16 protein-coding genes, 1 pseudogene and 3 riboswitches are annotated in these 15,565 nt (G+C 35.0%); of the genes and pseudogenes, 14 read left to right on the forward strand and 3 right to left on the reverse strand.

The annotated features are described in order from the left end of the window. The first annotated feature begins 84 nt into the window (after positions 1-84). The 3 genes from PRVXH_RS03195 (at position 85) to PRVXH_RS03205 (ending at position 1,762) form a co-directional block, all read left to right on the forward strand. On the forward strand, positions 85-747 hold the full coding sequence (locus PRVXH_RS03195; RefSeq protein ID WP_353893868.1) for a Crp/Fnr family transcriptional regulator: 663 nt from the start codon (positions 85-87) through the stop codon (positions 745-747). Between the two features lie 128 nt (positions 748-875). After that, a complete protein-coding gene (locus tag PRVXH_RS03200; protein ID WP_353893869.1) occupies positions 876-1,457 on the forward strand; it encodes a hypothetical protein in 582 nt (193 codons plus the stop codon). 89 nt (positions 1,458-1,546) lie between these two features. Next, positions 1,547-1,762, forward strand: coding sequence for a hypothetical protein (locus tag PRVXH_RS03205; protein ID WP_353893870.1), 216 nt, complete (start codon positions 1,547-1,549; stop codon positions 1,760-1,762). Between the two features lie 54 nt (positions 1,763-1,816). Here the strand turns inward: PRVXH_RS03205 and PRVXH_RS03210 are convergent. After that, positions 1,817-1,945 (reverse strand): annotated as a pseudogene (locus PRVXH_RS03210) (IS1595 family transposase); the annotation flags it as partial. Between the two features lie 335 nt (positions 1,946-2,280). On the opposite strand from PRVXH_RS03210, the gene PRVXH_RS03215 reads away from it, so the two are divergent. From PRVXH_RS03215 to mgtE, 6 genes are all read left to right on the forward strand, one after another. Beyond that, positions 2,281-3,324 carry a lysylphosphatidylglycerol synthase transmembrane domain-containing protein gene (locus PRVXH_RS03215; protein WP_353893871.1) on the forward strand — a complete coding sequence of 348 codons (1,044 nt, stop codon included), beginning with the start codon at positions 2,281-2,283 and terminating at the stop codon, positions 3,322-3,324. 125 nt (positions 3,325-3,449) lie between these two features. Then, complete coding sequence (locus PRVXH_RS03220) at positions 3,450-3,728, forward strand: FeoA family protein (protein ID WP_353893872.1); 279 nt, start codon at positions 3,450-3,452, stop codon at positions 3,726-3,728. Positions 3,729-3,871: 143 nt separating this feature from the next. After that, on the forward strand, positions 3,872-4,414 hold the full coding sequence (locus PRVXH_RS03225) for a class I SAM-dependent methyltransferase (RefSeq protein WP_353893873.1): 543 nt from the start codon (positions 3,872-3,874) through the stop codon (positions 4,412-4,414). Positions 4,415-4,448: 34 nt separating this feature from the next. After that, complete coding sequence (locus tag PRVXH_RS03230) at positions 4,449-5,462, forward strand: lysylphosphatidylglycerol synthase transmembrane domain-containing protein (RefSeq protein ID WP_353893874.1); 1,014 nt, start codon at positions 4,449-4,451, stop codon at positions 5,460-5,462. After that, entirely contained in the window at positions 5,456-7,270 is a 1,815-nt protein-coding gene (locus tag PRVXH_RS03235; RefSeq protein ID WP_353893875.1) for a ferrous iron transporter B, read from the forward strand. The genes PRVXH_RS03230 and PRVXH_RS03235 overlap by 7 nt, the downstream gene beginning before the upstream one ends. A 70-nt stretch (positions 7,271-7,340) precedes the next feature. After that, a riboswitch (M-box (ykoK) riboswitch) is annotated at positions 7,341-7,508 on the forward strand. Positions 7,509-7,724: 216 nt separating this feature from the next. Further along, positions 7,725-9,092 carry a magnesium transporter gene (gene mgtE, locus PRVXH_RS03240; RefSeq protein ID WP_353893876.1) on the forward strand — a complete coding sequence of 456 codons (1,368 nt, stop codon included), beginning with the start codon at positions 7,725-7,727 and terminating at the stop codon, positions 9,090-9,092. A gap of 206 nt (positions 9,093-9,298) precedes the next feature. Here mgtE and PRVXH_RS03245 read toward each other — a convergent pair whose 3' ends face one another. Together PRVXH_RS03245 and PRVXH_RS03250 are read right to left on the reverse strand one after the other, a co-directional pair. Then, positions 9,299-9,772: a stage III sporulation protein AH gene (locus PRVXH_RS03245; RefSeq protein ID WP_353893877.1), complete on the reverse strand. Its 474-nt coding sequence runs from the start codon at positions 9,770-9,772 to the stop codon at positions 9,299-9,301. A gap of 49 nt (positions 9,773-9,821) precedes the next feature. Further along, entirely contained in the window at positions 9,822-10,595 is a 774-nt protein-coding gene (locus PRVXH_RS03250; protein WP_353893878.1) for a sugar phosphate isomerase/epimerase family protein, read from the reverse strand. Positions 10,596-10,888: 293 nt separating this feature from the next. Here PRVXH_RS03250 and PRVXH_RS03255 point away from each other — a divergent pair, with 293 nt between their 5' ends. The 5 genes from PRVXH_RS03255 (at position 10,889) to cobU (ending at position 15,558) form a co-directional block, all read left to right on the forward strand. Beyond that, on the forward strand, positions 10,889-11,698 hold the full coding sequence (locus tag PRVXH_RS03255; protein ID WP_353893879.1) for a helical backbone metal receptor: 810 nt from the start codon (positions 10,889-10,891) through the stop codon (positions 11,696-11,698). Positions 11,699-11,745: 47 nt separating this feature from the next. Continuing rightward, a riboswitch (cobalamin riboswitch) is annotated at positions 11,746-11,935 on the forward strand. A 104-nt stretch (positions 11,936-12,039) separates the two neighbouring features. After that, complete coding sequence (locus PRVXH_RS03260; RefSeq protein WP_353893880.1) at positions 12,040-13,413, forward strand: cobyrinate a,c-diamide synthase; 1,374 nt, start codon at positions 12,040-12,042, stop codon at positions 13,411-13,413. A gap of 1 nt (position 13,414) precedes the next feature. Then, positions 13,415-13,927 carry an ECF transporter S component gene (locus tag PRVXH_RS03265; RefSeq protein ID WP_353893881.1) on the forward strand — a complete coding sequence of 171 codons (513 nt, stop codon included), beginning with the start codon at positions 13,415-13,417 and terminating at the stop codon, positions 13,925-13,927. 5 nt (positions 13,928-13,932) lie between these two features. Continuing rightward, positions 13,933-14,673: an AIR synthase related protein gene (locus PRVXH_RS03270; RefSeq protein ID WP_353893882.1), complete on the forward strand. Its 741-nt coding sequence runs from the start codon at positions 13,933-13,935 to the stop codon at positions 14,671-14,673. A gap of 14 nt (positions 14,674-14,687) precedes the next feature. Then, positions 14,688-14,874, forward strand: a riboswitch (cobalamin riboswitch). A gap of 117 nt (positions 14,875-14,991) precedes the next feature. Continuing rightward, positions 14,992-15,558, forward strand: a complete 567-nt coding sequence (gene cobU, locus PRVXH_RS03275; protein ID WP_353893883.1) for a bifunctional adenosylcobinamide kinase/adenosylcobinamide-phosphate guanylyltransferase — start codon at positions 14,992-14,994, stop codon at positions 15,556-15,558. The last annotated feature ends 7 nt before the right edge of the window (positions 15,559-15,565 follow it).

Consider the following 15,565-nt stretch of genomic DNA (forward strand, 5'->3'; position numbering starts at 1 on the left):
TCCTCCCTTGTTTGATATGTTAATAATAGTATATTATAATAAAAACAATCTTGCTGTTGCAATTGCAACGAAAGGTGGCGGGTTATGAAAAAAAATATTAATCTACTAGAAAAAAATGAGCTATTTAAAGGATTTAACTCAACAGATTTAGAAAGTATTTTAGACTACCTGTCTGCTAAAGTCGTTACCTATAAAAAAAAGGATGTTATATTGCTTCAAGGTAGTCCTGTTCAATTTGTTGGAATAGTTTTATCAGGCACTATCCAAGTTATAAAAGAAGATATTGAAGGTAATATAAATATTCTAGCTCATTTTGGCAGTAATGATATTTTTGCAGAAACATTTGCATGTGCTTATATTACTGAAAGTCCTGTAACAGTAGAAGCCAAAGAGGATTGTGAAATAATGTTTATTAACTTTAAAAAACTTATCAAAGATTGTCAGAAAACATGTATTTTCCATTCAAGTTTGGTAGAAAACATGCTTTGTTTAATTGCCAGAAAAAATATCTTGCTGAATCAAAAAAATGAGATACTATCGAAACGCACGACAAGAGAAAAACTATTAACTTATCTTAATACACAAAAAATAAAATCAAACTCAAAAAAGTTTTCAATACCGTATAGCAGAGAAGGTCTTGCAAATTACCTTTGTGTAGATAGAAGTGCATTGTCTCGTGAATTATGTAATATGCGGGATGAAGGATTGATTAAATTCATTAAGAATGAATTTGAAATTCTTTTTTAGAAAATAAGTCAGCAAGCTAGCTCTTAGTTATGGGGCGAGGTAAAAATGACTCTCAAATATTTTTTTAGGCAGTTCCCAGAAATTTAAAATTACTCGAAATTAAATTATATAGATTGTAGGTGAATAAAATGGATAAGATAAGTAAGTTGGCAAAAACGATACGGATAATTACTGTGGTGCCTATTATGGCGCTAGTTATGTTAGTAATTCTTTATAGAATTAACCAGAACATTTTTCTAGAAACTTATCAATATGTTCTAACTTTAGTATTTCTGACAATATTGCCATTATCGGCTTACCCATTACAGCCAGTTTTGCCTAAATTTCGTGATAAGGGCAGAGAAGGGCAACGTAATCTTGCTCTTGTGATGGGGGTTTTGGGGTATTTAGGTGGTATTATTTGGGCGATCTGTTTCCATACAACACAAGAACTACTATTTATATATCTAATTTACTTTTTATCAGGAATTGGGATATTACTTTTTAATAAAGTGTTAAAAATTCGTGCAAGCGGTCACGCTTGTGGAGTAGCAGGCCCAATTCTAATTTTGATGTACTTTATCGGCAGCAAAGCTCTTATCAGCATAGTTGTTCTTGCATCAGTATTTTGGGCATCAATAAAAACTAAGCGCCATACGATGCCGCAACTGATTTGGGGTAGTGTGATTCCGGTAGTTGCCCTGCTACTAGCGAAGTTGCAAATTTTTTAAGAAACTTATGTTAGGCTATATGCTGTTAAATAAGTAAATGTAACCAAAAACCGAAGCTAGTTTTTTTAGAAAGTTAAGGGGGATGCAAAATGGGGAAAACTTCAAAAATTCTTTTCAGCAGCGGGTTTTTATTGATTTTGGCAATGCTTGTTCATATTATAGTGGCATGGATTAGTCATGATAACACTGTAGGAAACAGCGCTCCAGCATCTGTAAACTTAACATTAGCAATATACTATGTGGTTCCAATTGGTATTCTTTTTGCAATAGGATACTATATCAAAAATCGTGAAATTAGTAATTAGGAATCGCTGTTAACGGAAATGACAGACACTAAAACCTCTCTAGTAGAGGTTTTTTTATGCACTTTTTAATATCACAATGGCAGTATAATTGGGTTTCTGGCAGGCAGAAACAAGCATTTGTTCTGCTTGAGTATCAAATGCTAAACCTTTCCTTAACTCCAGCCAACGAAACCAAAAAAGGTTACAACTAGGCTGCCTTTTAAAGGTTATAAAGCTGATATCTATCAGTTTTTTGGAGATGTTAACTTTTACATGAATTAACCCCATGTATGGTAGAATGCTTAACAAAAATTAAAGTTATAAAGTTGTTTAGGGTTCGATTCCTTGACAAAGTTAAACTAAAAAGAGTATAATTTGAATGAGAATCATTTTCAACTACTCGAACTGGATGTTCTCAACATTTAGTGGCGGACAACAGCCAGTAAAAAATGGGCCTAACTAATAGTTAGTGGGGGAGGGAAGGCCCCTCACTAAATGAAGTTCACTTTATGCTTTTTTGAATTAGGAGTTGAGAGTTAATGTTCGATAAAACTAGCTTTTGTCAACTTAGAGTATCTAAAAGTAGAGTTATTAAATGTTTAAAGGCTCTATTTTTTATTAGTATATTAATATATTTAATTTTGAATTTACCTGATCTCTTAATTCACATAAAAGCGGTTTCGCTCTCAACAATGGCAGGTTTGATTGTACTTCAGTTGTTAGCGATGTTAGTAATAGCTTATCAGTGGAAACTGTGTGATAAAGTGCTAGATATAAAACCTAGCCCTGAACATTGTCCAAAGAGAAATGGTAAACTTAGAGTAATGGATTTTTGGATTTTAAATAGTTATGGAAAACTATTAGAAGGAATCACACCAGGGGCCAAAACAGGGGGAGAAGGGCTAAAAGCTGTGATGCTAGTAAACAAATTTAAGCATACAAAGAAAGATGCGGTAATATTGGTGTTAATTCAAAAAAGTGTTAGTCTAGTTAGTTTTCTAAGCATCTTAATTGCTTTATGTGTCATTTTTTCAGTACAAGGAAGTCACACATTGATTAACCTTTCTAATGTAGTAAAAATACTGGCAATTATAGCGCTTGCGATAATATCATTAGGCTTAATTCTAAAGTATATCAGCCAAAAAAACAGCAAATACAAGGAGTTATTGAAACTCGATGAGTTAATTAGCACTTTAAGAAAAAGAAAATTTTTTGTGTTTTTAGCCTTTCTATTAGGGTTATTTAACTGGACTCTACTATGTAGTTCGGCTTTTTTAATTAGTTTGGATATGGAATTGGGTCTCTCAGGTCTTCAAGTAGCGAATGCAACCTTCATGGGTTATTTATTTAGTATGATACCGATAAGTCCAGGGGGTATAGGTACTTACGAAGGAGCGATGACACTACAACTATCTAACTTTAATGTTACTTATAGTTCTGCGCTAGGGTTAAGCATATTGAGTAGAGTTTTTACTTTTTGGATAGCTATTTTAATCTCGTTTTTTACAATCACTTTAATTAAAGTTAAAAAAAAAGGTAAGATGATTAATTTTGGTAGTTTAACAGCGCTGTTGTTTTCATGACACAAGTTAGATTACAACGAAAATTTTGTTCCAAGTCATTGACAAAGTTCTTGAACTGCAATATAATTGAAAGGGAAATGAAAGTCATTCTCAAATACAAAAATTATGAAAGGAAGTGTTTGGACATGGCTGTGGATACAAAAAGAATGTATGAAGAAAAGATGGTTAAAAGCATCTTACAAAATAAATCCTTAGAACAGTTAAGACCTGGAGAGCAAGGTGTGATAGTTAATGTTCCAGCTAACTCTTTCTTAGCTTCTTTAGGATTTAGAGCAAAAAAAACAGTTAAAATTATAGCTAAAGAACTATTTAACGGTCCTTTGCTTTGTTCTGTTGATGGTAGGAACATAGCTATAGGCTCTGATGTTGCGGGAAAAATTATTGTTAATTCAACTGAAAAATAATCACATTTTATTATTTGGGTTTTAATGATAATTATTATCACTAACTTAATAATAGCATCGATCTAATTAAAGCAAGCATAGTTTAAATTGGTGCTTGCTTTAATGTATTTATATCCAAAACGCAAAATCGGAGGCTTATCATAATGAAGAAATTTTTTGCTTCAGTTGAAAAAATATGCTGCGAATTTTATCCAGCCTTTTATATTTACCATAGAATATATAAAAATGTTATGCGCAATGAAATTAAATTAGCTAACATAACTTCAAAAGATGTAGTGCTGAATATAGGTTGCGGAGCTGTTCCTTTTACTGCGTTGCATATAGTGCAGATGACTGGTGCTAAAGTGATTGCTTTAGATAAGGATAAAGAAGCTGTTGAAAAAGCGAAAAAGTGTTTGTCAAAGTATAAAATGCAAAAAAACATAGAGATAGTCGTAGGAGATGGGATTGTAGAAAACCTTCCTGATTTTACTGTAGCCATTATTGCCTTACATGTAAAAGAAAAAGCAAAAATGTTGGAAAATCTTAAGTTGGCTAAAAAAACAGGGACAAGGGTTATATTTCGTCAGCCTGCTGCCGGGTATGAAGAGGAGTACGGTTGCTTGCCGGATAACTATATCCCTAATTGCAAAATAAGTCAAAAAATGAAGGCTTTTAATGAATCACATCTTTATCTTATTGAATAATCGCTTGCTTATAGAAATGTGGGGGTAAAATGACTTGAAAAAATCACTTTTATTAGTAGTGGCAATACTATTTTTTCTTGTGGTAACTATAGTTTTGGGCTTTGAAGAGGTTTATGATGTAATAGGCCGAATGAGTATCTTCCAACTTTTTGCAATGACAGCTTTGCAGTTATGCACTCTATTTTTAACAAGCTTTATATGGTATTATCTATTAAAGCAAAAGTCTAACCAGGTTTCCTTAAGTAATGTCTTTGGCATAAACTTAGCTGGATCTTTTGTAGAAAGTGTTACACCTTCGGTAAAAGTAGGTGGCGAGGCTTTAAAAGTTTATTTAATGCAAAAGGAAACTTCCCTTAAATATACCGAAATTACTGCTATAACATTGGTAAGTAAATTTATTTCTTTGTTTCCCTTTTTAATTATTAGTTTCTTTACACTTTGCATAGCATTTATAAGTTTTGACCTACCGCTATTTGTATTGTTAGCTTTTTTTGGCTTACTTTTATTTTTTAGTTTATTTTTTGTTATTTTTAATTTTGAAGGGTCTTTTTTAGGACGGAGCTTTTCCAAACTTGAGCAAACTGAAAGGCCTGTTCTTAAAAAAATCAAAGAAAAAGTCAACAAAACACAAGTTTTTTTAGAAGAAACTTCGATAAAATCAAAAACAGTAGTTACTGACTATCGCAAACGTCTTTTACTGTTTTCAATCGCATTTATAGTTTGGGCTTTTTATCCTGTTAAGGTGTATTTAGTAGCTAGGATATTAGGTTTTCAGTTAAGTCCGGTCATTGTTATAATAGCAACCTTTACTGCATACCTAGTTAGTATGGTTCCACTGCTTCCTGGTGGCCTAGCCACTTTTGAAGGAACGTTAGCTTTGATTTTAGCTTATGAGGGGTTAGCACCCCATGAAGCTTTTTCTATAGCGATAATGACTCGTGTAATTACTTTTTGGATTCCTCTATTGGTATCGGTAGTTCCAGCTATTTACTATATAGGTAAAACGAAAGATAAAACGGAAAGTGAAAGAAGGTGGTTAAGATGGTAAAAGATCAAGCTAAACCGAATATACTTATGATAGGCCAGCCTAACATAGGAAAAAGTGTTATGTTTAATAATCTTACAGGATTAAATATAAGCGCAGCAAACTATGTGGGTACTACAGTGGAATTTACCGCTGGCGAAGTTAAGTTAGGTGACTTGAAGGCTAACCTGATAGATGTTCCAGGAACGTATACTTTGGAAGCAACCAATGAAGCTGAACAGGTAGCTGTGGAAATGCTTCAAGGTAAGACAAATCGTACTAAAACAAAAAACTGTCATGAAGACGGTGGACTTCAGTGCGTTAATTTAACCAAAAGTCCCGATGCGGTAATATGTGTATTAGATGCCCATAACCTTGAGAGTAGCCTTTATCTTTTATTTCAAGTAATGGAATACAATATACCCACTATCGCTGTTCTTAATAGGATGGACCTTATTGAAGAGCGTGGGGAAAAGATTGATGTAAAATACCTTTCTAAGCTTCTAAAAATGCCTGTGATTCCGACGGTTGCCGTTGAGAGAAAAGGTGTAGATACATTAAAAGAAATGCTAAAGGGGATATTATCCACCGGAGCAGCAAGAGAAGACGAAACAGCGAAAAAACTTGACGATGGAGAGATTAAAGACGAGTATTGGAAAAAAGCTGAGAAAATCACTAGACAAGTAAAAACAAAGCCATCGGTTGAAAAAAAGACAAGAGGGCAGATCTGGGGAGCAGCTTTAGTTAAACCTTGGCCAGGAATCCCTCTAGCGATACTAATTTTAGGTGCAATTTTTGGTCTTGTCGTTGGTGTTGGGATGGGACTTCGTAATTACTTATTATTACCTCTTTTTAGGGGCCTTATCATCCCAGCAATATCTTCAGTCGTAGAAGTTATTGTGCCTGAAGGACTAATTCTTAATGTTTTAATTGGTGAATATGGTATCTTTGTAAAAGGGTTGGAGTGGCCTTTAACTCTTGTATTGCCATATGTACTTTCATTTTATTTTGCCTTAAGTATAATGGAAGATTGCGGATATCTTCCTAGATTAGGTGTACTGTTAGATGGGCTATTAAGTAAGTTAGGATTACCTGGTTCTAGCATCGTTCCATTGCTTTTAGGATATGGTTGTGGAATACCAGCAATTATGGCAACTAGATCTTTAAATTCAAAAAAAGAGCGAATTACCGTTTCGACAATGGTTTCTTTAGGTATACCATGCGTAGCCCAGTCAGGAGCCTTTATAGCACTTATGGCTGAGAGGTCTATTGTAGCGTTGTTATTAGTATTTTTATTTTCCTTTGCAGTCGTTTTTGCAGCTGGGTTTGTTATAGACAAGATACTTCCTGGCAGCAGGCCGTATACTATAATGGAAATACCAGAGCTCCTTTTCCCAAAAGGAGAGGTTATATTTAAAAAAGTGTGGTCAAAGGTAAAAAATTACTTAAAAGAAGGCGTTATTCCCATGATGGCTATTGTCGGTATTGCAGCCTTCTTATATGAAAGCGGCATAATGGAGTGGATTGGCGAGGCGCTAAGTCCTTTAGTGGTAAGTTGGCTAAACCTACCTGCGGAAGCCTCTGTACCTTTGATTCTTGGCGTATTTAGGCGTGAGCTCACTGTTATTCCTTTAATGGAGATGGATTTAACTAACCTGCAGCTCTTCACTGGTGCTATAGTTGGGCTATTGTATGTTCCTTGTGTAGCCATAATAGCTACTTTAGCTAGAGAGTTTAACATTAAAATGGCAGTGTTTATACTAGTACTGACTAGCTCGCTAGCCTTTTTAATAGGGGGCATTGTAGCTAGAGTAGGTGGCTTGATATTTTAGGTAGGAGAAAATGGCATCTTTTGTATTGACGCTTACTATGGTATGTGTTATTATTTTTACAGATAAAAATTAAATAACTTGTTAGGAGAGGCTCCTAAATGAACATAGGCTATTGCCCAAAAATGTCGAGAGACGCCAATGGGTATAACAGGCACGGCCGGAGTAAGGCCTGCTTAAGATAGCTGATTCTTAGAATCTACGTCATTTAGTGCTAAAACCCAGACGAGGAGTTTATAGACAAATTTATAAAGAATACTTTTCTTTATGATTGGGACTATTATGATGCCCATTATTATTTGTGTGCTTAAACGACTCTTCGTGAGTCGTTTTTTATTTACATAATTATGTAAAGGAGGTGAGTCCATATGGAGGTTGACAGTGTTCCGCGATGGTATGGCGAATGTATAAAAAGATCTGGATTGATAAAAAATAAAATGAAATCGGAGGGATTATCATGGAAAAGTTCAAAAAAACCATTTGGACTCATCTTGAGAAAAGAGAAATGGACTCTTTAAAAGAGCTATTAAGTAAGTCAGAAGTAATTGAGATTTTGGATGTTATGAGGGAGTTATCGGCTGAAGAACAAGTAATTGTATATAGATTACTATCAAAGAACAAGGCTTTGTTAGTTTTTGAGCAGTTAGATGTTAGCTTACAGCAAAAACTATTATCTTCCTTTACAGAGGAAAAAGTTATAGAATTGATTTCAGAGCTTGCTCCAGATGATAGAGTACGGCTATTAGATGAGCTGCCTGCCAAAGTAACTAAAAGACTAGTTCGTTCATTATCACCGGAAGAAAGAGAAGAAACAGCTCTATTAATGGGTTACGATGATGAAACTGCCGGTAGGCTGATGACAACTGAATATGTCAGGCTTAAAAGAAGCTATACAGCCAAAGAGGCATTAGAAAAGGTAAGAACATATGCACCAGACAAGGAAACAATTTACACAATATATATTACCGATGATAGTACAAAATTAGAGGGAGTGCTATCATTAAGAGAACTTGTAATTGCATCACCTGAAGATACTTTAGAAGATATTATGCACAAAAAGGTTATTAAGGTATCCACCGGCACAGACCAAGAAGAAGTGGCCCGAACTTTGCAGGAGTTAGATCTAATGGCACTTCCGGTAGTTGATAAAGAAAATAGGCTAGTGGGTATAATTACTGTTGATGATGCTATGGATATTATCGACGAGGAAACCACAGAGGATATCTTTGACAAGGCAGGCTTAAGAGATTTAAATGATAGAGAGTCTGATCGTAGTGAAAGGTTAGTTAATGGCTCGCTTATTCAGATTTGGAAAGCTCGGCTGCCATTTTTAGTAATAACTATGATAGGTGGATTGCTAGCAGGTGCTGTTATCGATGCCTTTGAGGAAGCGTTAGAGGCAGTTGCAGCTGTAGCGATATTTATACCAGTTATTATGGATATGGGTGGTAATGCAGGAACACAATCTTCAACTATTTTCGCCCGAGGTCTGATTTTAGGACATATCAATACGAAAAAGTTTATGAATCACTTGGGAAAAGAAGTTATAGTAGGATTAAGTATGGGTGCGATAGTGGGTGTTGCCACTGGAATTATTGCCTCTGTTTGGCAAGGGATACCGGAACTGGGAATGGCAGTAGGTTTAGCTCTAGGCCTTACAATGACTTTGGCTACTACTTTAGGATTTTTTATCCCTTACACACTATTTAAGCTAGGAATTGATCAAGCAGCAGGATCTGACCCAATTATTACAACAATTAAAGATATTTCAGGTCTGCTAATATACTTTGTACTAGTTTCGCAATTTTTAGGATACCTTTTATAAATATAAAAATGTAATTATAAGATAGGCTGAGATATATCTAGCCAAAAATAAAAAAACTGTTCCGAACATCGATTTTTGATGGTTGGAACAGTTTTTTATTATTAGTGGTTGACCTCAGTGTCAACCATCCTATTTGATTAACTGAAATGGTAATAGGCAGTATAGAAAAGGCAGAACCAATATAAAGGCATTGCCCACTTGAAAGATTACTTTATGATTCTTAAACTATGTTGAAGCCCCTTGATCTTAAGAACTTTATCAATATCCTCTTTATCGTTTGTAATAATAACGCAGTCTTTTTCATGGGATGTGTTAATAAGCCACTCTTTTCCTTCTTTTAAAAAGGATAAATCCTCAGGCAAATAAGGCTGTAACCATTTATAAAGTGAGTCAGAAGATTGTGTAAGTATATCTAAAGCATCGCTTTCGGTTCTATAATAATAAACTGTTGCTGCTGGCTCTTCACTATAAACAGTTGTTCCTGGCCACCTTGATTGATCTTTTATTTTAATATGAAAAGGTTTTAGTTCTTCTAAAACGATGTTTATACTAGGATTTTTGCTCATACCTTTTCTTACAACTAAAAGGAAGGTATCGCAAACCTTAAATGACACTTTTAACAATTCCTTATACACAAGACCTGTAGGATTTTTGATTTCTATTACTACTATGTGTACCACCTCATTTCATCTATATATAACTTACCTCGTAGAGCTAGCTCGACTCCAATTAAATATAATTTTTTAACTGCGCTAAATTTTCCTTTGCGCTTTCTAAGCCCTCTAGATCTTCAAAAATCAGAATCCCATCAAACTTAAGCTGTTTGAGGGTGGTAAAAAAATTAGCAAAGTTAATGTTACCTTTACTTAGTGCTAGATGTTGATCTGCAAGCCCATTGTTATCATGTATATGTAGATATTTAAGCTTGTCATTATAGGAATTAAGCCAGTTTACCACGTCACTTTTGCCTAGCGCATGGGCATGACCAGTATCTAAGCATGGAGATAAAAACTTTGAATTCACTTTGCTAATAATATTCTGTATTTGCGAAGGGTTAGGGTCATGGACATTTTCAATTACAACAGTAATACCAGCTTCTTCAAAACTTCTTATCATATCATTCCAAAAGCAAATCCATTGTTTTTCAAAAAAACAATTATATCCTTTGTAGTAGCCAGTAGTAGTATAATCAGAGTGCACAACCATAAACTTAGCACCTAACTTTATGGCTATATTTAGAGCTTGAAGAAACCTCCTTTTAGTAGACTGTTGAATCATAGAGTCAAAGCTACTGGGTTTTAAATCGATATATGGCCCATGTAAAGTTATAATCCCTTTGTAATCATGTAAAATAGCCTTATATTGTTTGATAATATTTTCATGGTTTTCATCTAAATTAGTTGGCAATATAAAGTCTTGAATTTCAAGACAAGTATATGTATTTTTGTAGAACTGTGGGTTTTGCTTAAGTTTTTCCAAATAAACATTAGCACCAATTATCATATCTGCTCTCCCATTTTTGAATTAAGGTTAGCACGGGCCTTTCTAGAAGTCAATGCTTTTAATAGATATTCACTTAGATGTTGAGTAAGAGGTTAAACTATAATAATATATAATAAAGTCTAAAGTGAAGTTTAATAGATAGTTGTGTTATAACTTAATTTAGAGGAAGTAGCTATAAAAATAAGATTCTTCGCCAAAGGCTCAACAATGACACAGTAAAGGCCAAACTTTTATATCAGTAAGGTGTGGTGAAGTTTGCAATCATCTATAAAGCTTAAAAAGGAGGTATTAATTTGAATACGAGAGTAGTTTCGCTAGTGCCATCTGCTACGGAATCAATGTATTATTTAGGTTTGGAAGATTTTTTAGTTGGAGTTACTACTCACTGCAATTACCCAGAAGCAGCTAAAAAAAATAAAAAGGTAGGGAGTTTTGCTCAGCCTGATATTGCCAAGGTGCTTTCTGCAAACCCCGACATAGTGCTAGCTAGTTCTAATCTACATAAAAAAGTTGCAACCGACCTAAGTGATAACGGAATAAGAGTTATTAACTCTACTCCTAGTACAATTAATGAAATACTTGCCTTTTTAGAAACCTTGGTTGAGGCTTGCTTAGGAGGAGAAGGTAACGATTCAATTAAAAACCTTAGGTCACACGTGGAAAACGTGACGCAAGAAAACAAAAGAAGAAAAATCAGGACCCTTCGTTTAATGTTTAAAGGAGTAAACGCTATTTTTATCCCTACAGCTGGGTCTTATCAGTATGATGCCTTAAAGATTTTAGGAGCAAAGCAGTTAGAAAATAATAATGAAAGTTTTTACTTACAAGTTAGCTTAGATGACATAAAAAGATTTGATCCAGAAGTAATATTGCTTTGTAATATGGATAGCGAGGAGGAAAAAGCATATCCCCGCTGCTATAATTGCAGCTTAGAGGGAACAACCTGCCACAAAACTGCCTGTGATCAGGTGAATGAAAAATTAAGCAAAGTTACAGCAGTAAAAGAAGGTAAGGTTTATCCGCTATCATGTTCTGCGCTATGCCGGCCAGGGCCAAGACTGATAAATAGTTTAAAGCTTATGTCAAATCAAATCCATAAATAAATATGTATTGACAATTTATTTTTTTTAAAATATACTTAAGGTGTTAAAAATTAAATAAATTTTAGGGTGTATTTTTAACAATAAAAATACTTAAAAGGGAAAGAGGTTAGAGTCCTCTACAGCCCCCGCTACTGTGTTCAGGGATGAAATCTTCCGTTACCACTGGTTTAACTGGGAAGGGGAAGAAAGTAAGTCGATCTGAGAGTCAGGAGACCTGCCTTAAAATTGAGTTACCATAGCTTCGGAGGGAAGTGTGTGCGTTTTTTTAATGCATTAAAACACATAGATCTCTATGTGTTTTTTTTAATTTGCTATAAAAAATCTCCAAAGGAGGTCAGAGTTTGAAAAAACTACTTATATCTGGCACATCTAGTGGTGTTGGGAAAACCACAATTAGCCTTGGTGTTATGGCTGCCTTAACAAAAAGAGGTTTGAAAGTAGCCCCATTTAAGGTGGGGCCAGACTACATCGACCCTACTTTCCATAATCTTGCTACTAATAACTTTTCTCATAACTTAGATAGCTGGATGATGGATGAAAATATCTTAACCTACCTATTTTATAAAAACATGAAAGACAAAGACATAAGCGTAATAGAAGGTGTTATGGGCCTTTATGATGGAGCCGGTGGTGGTACAGAACAGGGGAGCACGGCACATGTAGCAAAGACCCTAAAAGTCCCCACTATACTAGTTTTAGATGGGCAAGCAATGTCAACTAGTGCTGCTGCTATAGTTTTGGGATATAAACTCTATGATAAAGAGGTGGACTTAAAGGGTGTTATAGTAAACAAAGTTTCAGGCAAGGCTCATTATAAGATGATCAAGAAAGCTATAGAAGAAAAAGCTAAAGTGCCATGCTTAGGGTACTTACCCTCCTTTGAAAACGTTTCGCTAAAAAGTAGACATTTGGGCTTGGTTCCAGCAGAAGAAACAGAAAAAATAGAAGAAAAAATAGCTAAAGTTACTGACTTGATAGAAGAATACATAGATCTAGAGGCATTAGAAAAAATAGCAGAAGTAAAAGATGAGCTAAGTTACGCTAAAAACCCAATTTTAGATTATAAAGGTATAGCCGAAGGTCTCACTATAGGAGTAGCAAAGGATAAAGCTTTTAGCTTTTACTATCAAGACAACTTAAATCTTTTACAAGAATTAGGGGCAAAACTTGTTTATTTTAGTCCACTTAATGATAATAAGATACCTGAAAATGTTGATGGTTTATACTTTGGTGGAGGTTTTCCCGAAGTTTTTGCAGCTAAGCTAAAAGCAAATGTCCAATTTAAACAGTCTTTAAAGTCAGCACTACAGGCTGGAACTCCTACATATGCAGAATGTGGAGGGTTAATGTATTTAACAGAAGGAATTGAAGATTTGCAAGGAAACTTTCATGAGATGGTAGGCTTTTTTAATACAAAGTCTAAAATGACCAAAAGCCTTCAAAGATTTGGTTATGTAGATGTTGAGGTTAGCACTAAGCCTAACTTAGTTATAAAGGGACATGAATTTCATCGCTCACTTATCGAAGATAGGGAGGGGTTAAACTATTTTTATAACGTGGTTAAAAGTAAAGGAGGAGATTGTAAAAGCTGGCGGTGTGGCCTAGTACGGAAAAATACATTAGCTGGATACACACATTTACATTTTTATAGCAACCTTGCTTTTTTAAAGTTCTTGTTAGAGCGGGTAAATTCAATAAAAGGAGAGAAAGTGTAAAATGAACAACTTAGCTTTAAAGTCAAATAAAATAAAGACTGTCACTATTGCTTACAGTGCCATGCTTATAGCGTTATCATATGTAGGCTCTTTGATAAAGGTTCAAGGTAGTATAGCTTTTGACTCAATGCCGGCATTTTTTGGGGCTTTACTTTTAGGGCCAGCATGGGGCGGGGTTATTGGGTTTGTAGGCCACTTATTAACTGCAGTTACCAGTGGATTTCCGATGACTTTACCAATGCATGCTGTAATAGCGGTGCAAATGGCTTTTTTTGTATTTGCTTTTGGCTGGCTGTGCAAAAAAACAAATTATTATGTGTCCGGCTCTGTAGCTACTATCTTGAATGGGCCAGGAGCTGCGTTAGTTGCTGTTCCCTTTAGTATGCTGTTTAACCTTCCGTTATCGGGGTGGGCGCTATTTAAAATTGTGATAATACCTTTAACCTTGGCCTCCGCTGCTAATGTGTTATTAGCTGTAATGTTATATAAAATTATAGGCAACAGGATTAAGTAGAAGTCATGTGGACATCGAAAAAAATTAGGGACCTAAGCTTTGTATCTATAAATGATGAAGATATGCTTGTTGTTTCTTGTGACTCAGCTGGCGGCATTGGTTCTAAAAAAGAAGATGTGGTAAAGGTGTCGCCACAAGTGCTGGGTTACTTTACTGCTAGCGTAGCGCTAATGGAGGTTTTGGCTGTGGGAGCAAAGCCTATGGTGCTTGTAAACGCTTTGTCAGTAGAAATGGATGATACCGGAGAAAAAGTGTTAAAAGGCATAAAAAATGCGGCATCACAATTAGATAACGACATTATAATAACAGGAAGTACAGAAGAGAATTTCCCCACTGTTCAAACAGGTATAGGATTAACAGTTATCGGAGTAGTAAACAAAAACAGGTGGACCTTTCCTAAAACTTTTAAAAAAGACCTAGCTGTTGTAATGGGTAAACCGAAAGTCGGTGAAGAAGTGTTGGGCGACAGCAAGGAAGTTTTGAGTATACCAAGTTTAAAAAAAATAGTTGCAAAACCTTTTGTTCATGAAGTTTTGCCTGTGGGATCAAAAGGAATACTACATGAGATTAAGCAGATAGCAGCTTTAAAAGATTTAAATTATGTTTTAGATGAAAACTCTTCATTGGACTTAACTAAATCAGCTGGTCCTTCAACCTGTGCCGTTATTTCTATTTCAGAAAAAGATTTATGCAAATTAAAAGAAGCTGTAGATTTACCTATAAATGTAGTTGGGAGATTTGTGTAAAAGAAATTTTTAAAAAAGAATATAAAAGTATAGGTGTTTAATTATCACGATTAAACTTAAAAGGGAAGCTGGGTGAAAATCCCACACGGTCCCGCCACTGTAAAGAGGAGCTATTTTCTAAATGCCACTGGGTTAACCTGGGAAGGCTAAACATAGCGTCGATTCTAAGTCAGGAGACCTGCCTATACTTATGTTTCACTACCTACGGGTTATAGGGAGGTGCGTTTTTTTATGCGCATTGCGCAAATATGTATAAAAACCTCCTTTAACTTTAACTGTTAAAGGGGGTTATTCTTTTTAAAATAGGAGCTGAATTGAATGTCTTTTGGAAAACTAGTGCTAGTTACAGGTGGAGCTAGAAGCGGTAAAAGCTTGTACTCCGAGGAAATGGCAAAAAAACTAGGAAATAAAATACTTTATGTTGCAACATCTATACCATATGACGATGAAATGAAAAAAAGGATAGAAGACCATAGAAATTCTCGGCCGGACTACTGGGAAACTTATGAGGGGTTTAAAAATTTACACAAGGTGTTAGAGGAAAAAGGTAAGGACTATGATGGCGTGCTATTAGACTGTATAACTGTGATGATAACAAACCTTATGTTTTCTGAACAAAACTTTGATGAGAGTAAGATCCAACAAGAAAGTGTAGATAAAGTAGAAAAAGAAATAAGTAAACAACTAACCTTGCTAGTTAACACAGCCAAAGAAAAGGGAATAAACCTTATCTTAGTAACCAACGAGGTGGGGAGTGGCATAGTTCCAGAAAGTAAGCTTGGAAGAGTTTTTAGGGATTTAGCAGGGAGAGCAAACCAGTTGTTAGCAAAAAGGGCTGATGAGGTTTACCTTTTGGTATCTTCAATCCCAGTTAAGATTAAGTGAGGTTATA

This window comes from Proteinivorax hydrogeniformans (assembly GCF_040515995.1).
Lineage (GTDB): Bacteria > Bacillota > Proteinivoracia > Proteinivoracales > Proteinivoracaceae > Proteinivorax > Proteinivorax hydrogeniformans.

Bases quoted from the DNA above. Each gene is read 5' to 3' on its own strand.
- PRVXH_RS03195 (WP_353893868.1), top strand. From the start codon at position 85: ATGAAAAAAAATATTAATCTACTAGAAAAAAATGAGCTATTTAAAGGA.
- PRVXH_RS03200 (WP_353893869.1), top strand. From the start codon at position 876: ATGGATAAGATAAGTAAGTTGGCAAAAACGATACGGATAATTACTGTG.
- PRVXH_RS03205 (WP_353893870.1), top strand. From the start codon at position 1,547: ATGGGGAAAACTTCAAAAATTCTTTTCAGCAGCGGGTTTTTATTGATT.
- PRVXH_RS03215 (WP_353893871.1), top strand. From the start codon at position 2,281: ATGTTCGATAAAACTAGCTTTTGTCAACTTAGAGTATCTAAAAGTAGA.
- PRVXH_RS03220 (WP_353893872.1), top strand. From the start codon at position 3,450: ATGGCTGTGGATACAAAAAGAATGTATGAAGAAAAGATGGTTAAAAGC.
- PRVXH_RS03225 (WP_353893873.1), top strand. From the start codon at position 3,872: ATGAAGAAATTTTTTGCTTCAGTTGAAAAAATATGCTGCGAATTTTAT.
- PRVXH_RS03235 (WP_353893875.1), top strand. From the start codon at position 5,456: ATGGTAAAAGATCAAGCTAAACCGAATATACTTATGATAGGCCAGCCT.
- mgtE (WP_353893876.1), top strand. From the start codon at position 7,725: ATGGAAAAGTTCAAAAAAACCATTTGGACTCATCTTGAGAAAAGAGAA.
- PRVXH_RS03250 (WP_353893878.1), bottom strand. From the start codon at position 10,595: ATGATAATTGGTGCTAATGTTTATTTGGAAAAACTTAAGCAAAACCCA.
- PRVXH_RS03265 (WP_353893881.1), top strand. From the start codon at position 13,415: ATGAACAACTTAGCTTTAAAGTCAAATAAAATAAAGACTGTCACTATT.
- PRVXH_RS03270 (WP_353893882.1), top strand. From the start codon at position 13,933: ATGTGGACATCGAAAAAAATTAGGGACCTAAGCTTTGTATCTATAAAT.
- cobU (WP_353893883.1), top strand. From the start codon at position 14,992: ATGTCTTTTGGAAAACTAGTGCTAGTTACAGGTGGAGCTAGAAGCGGT.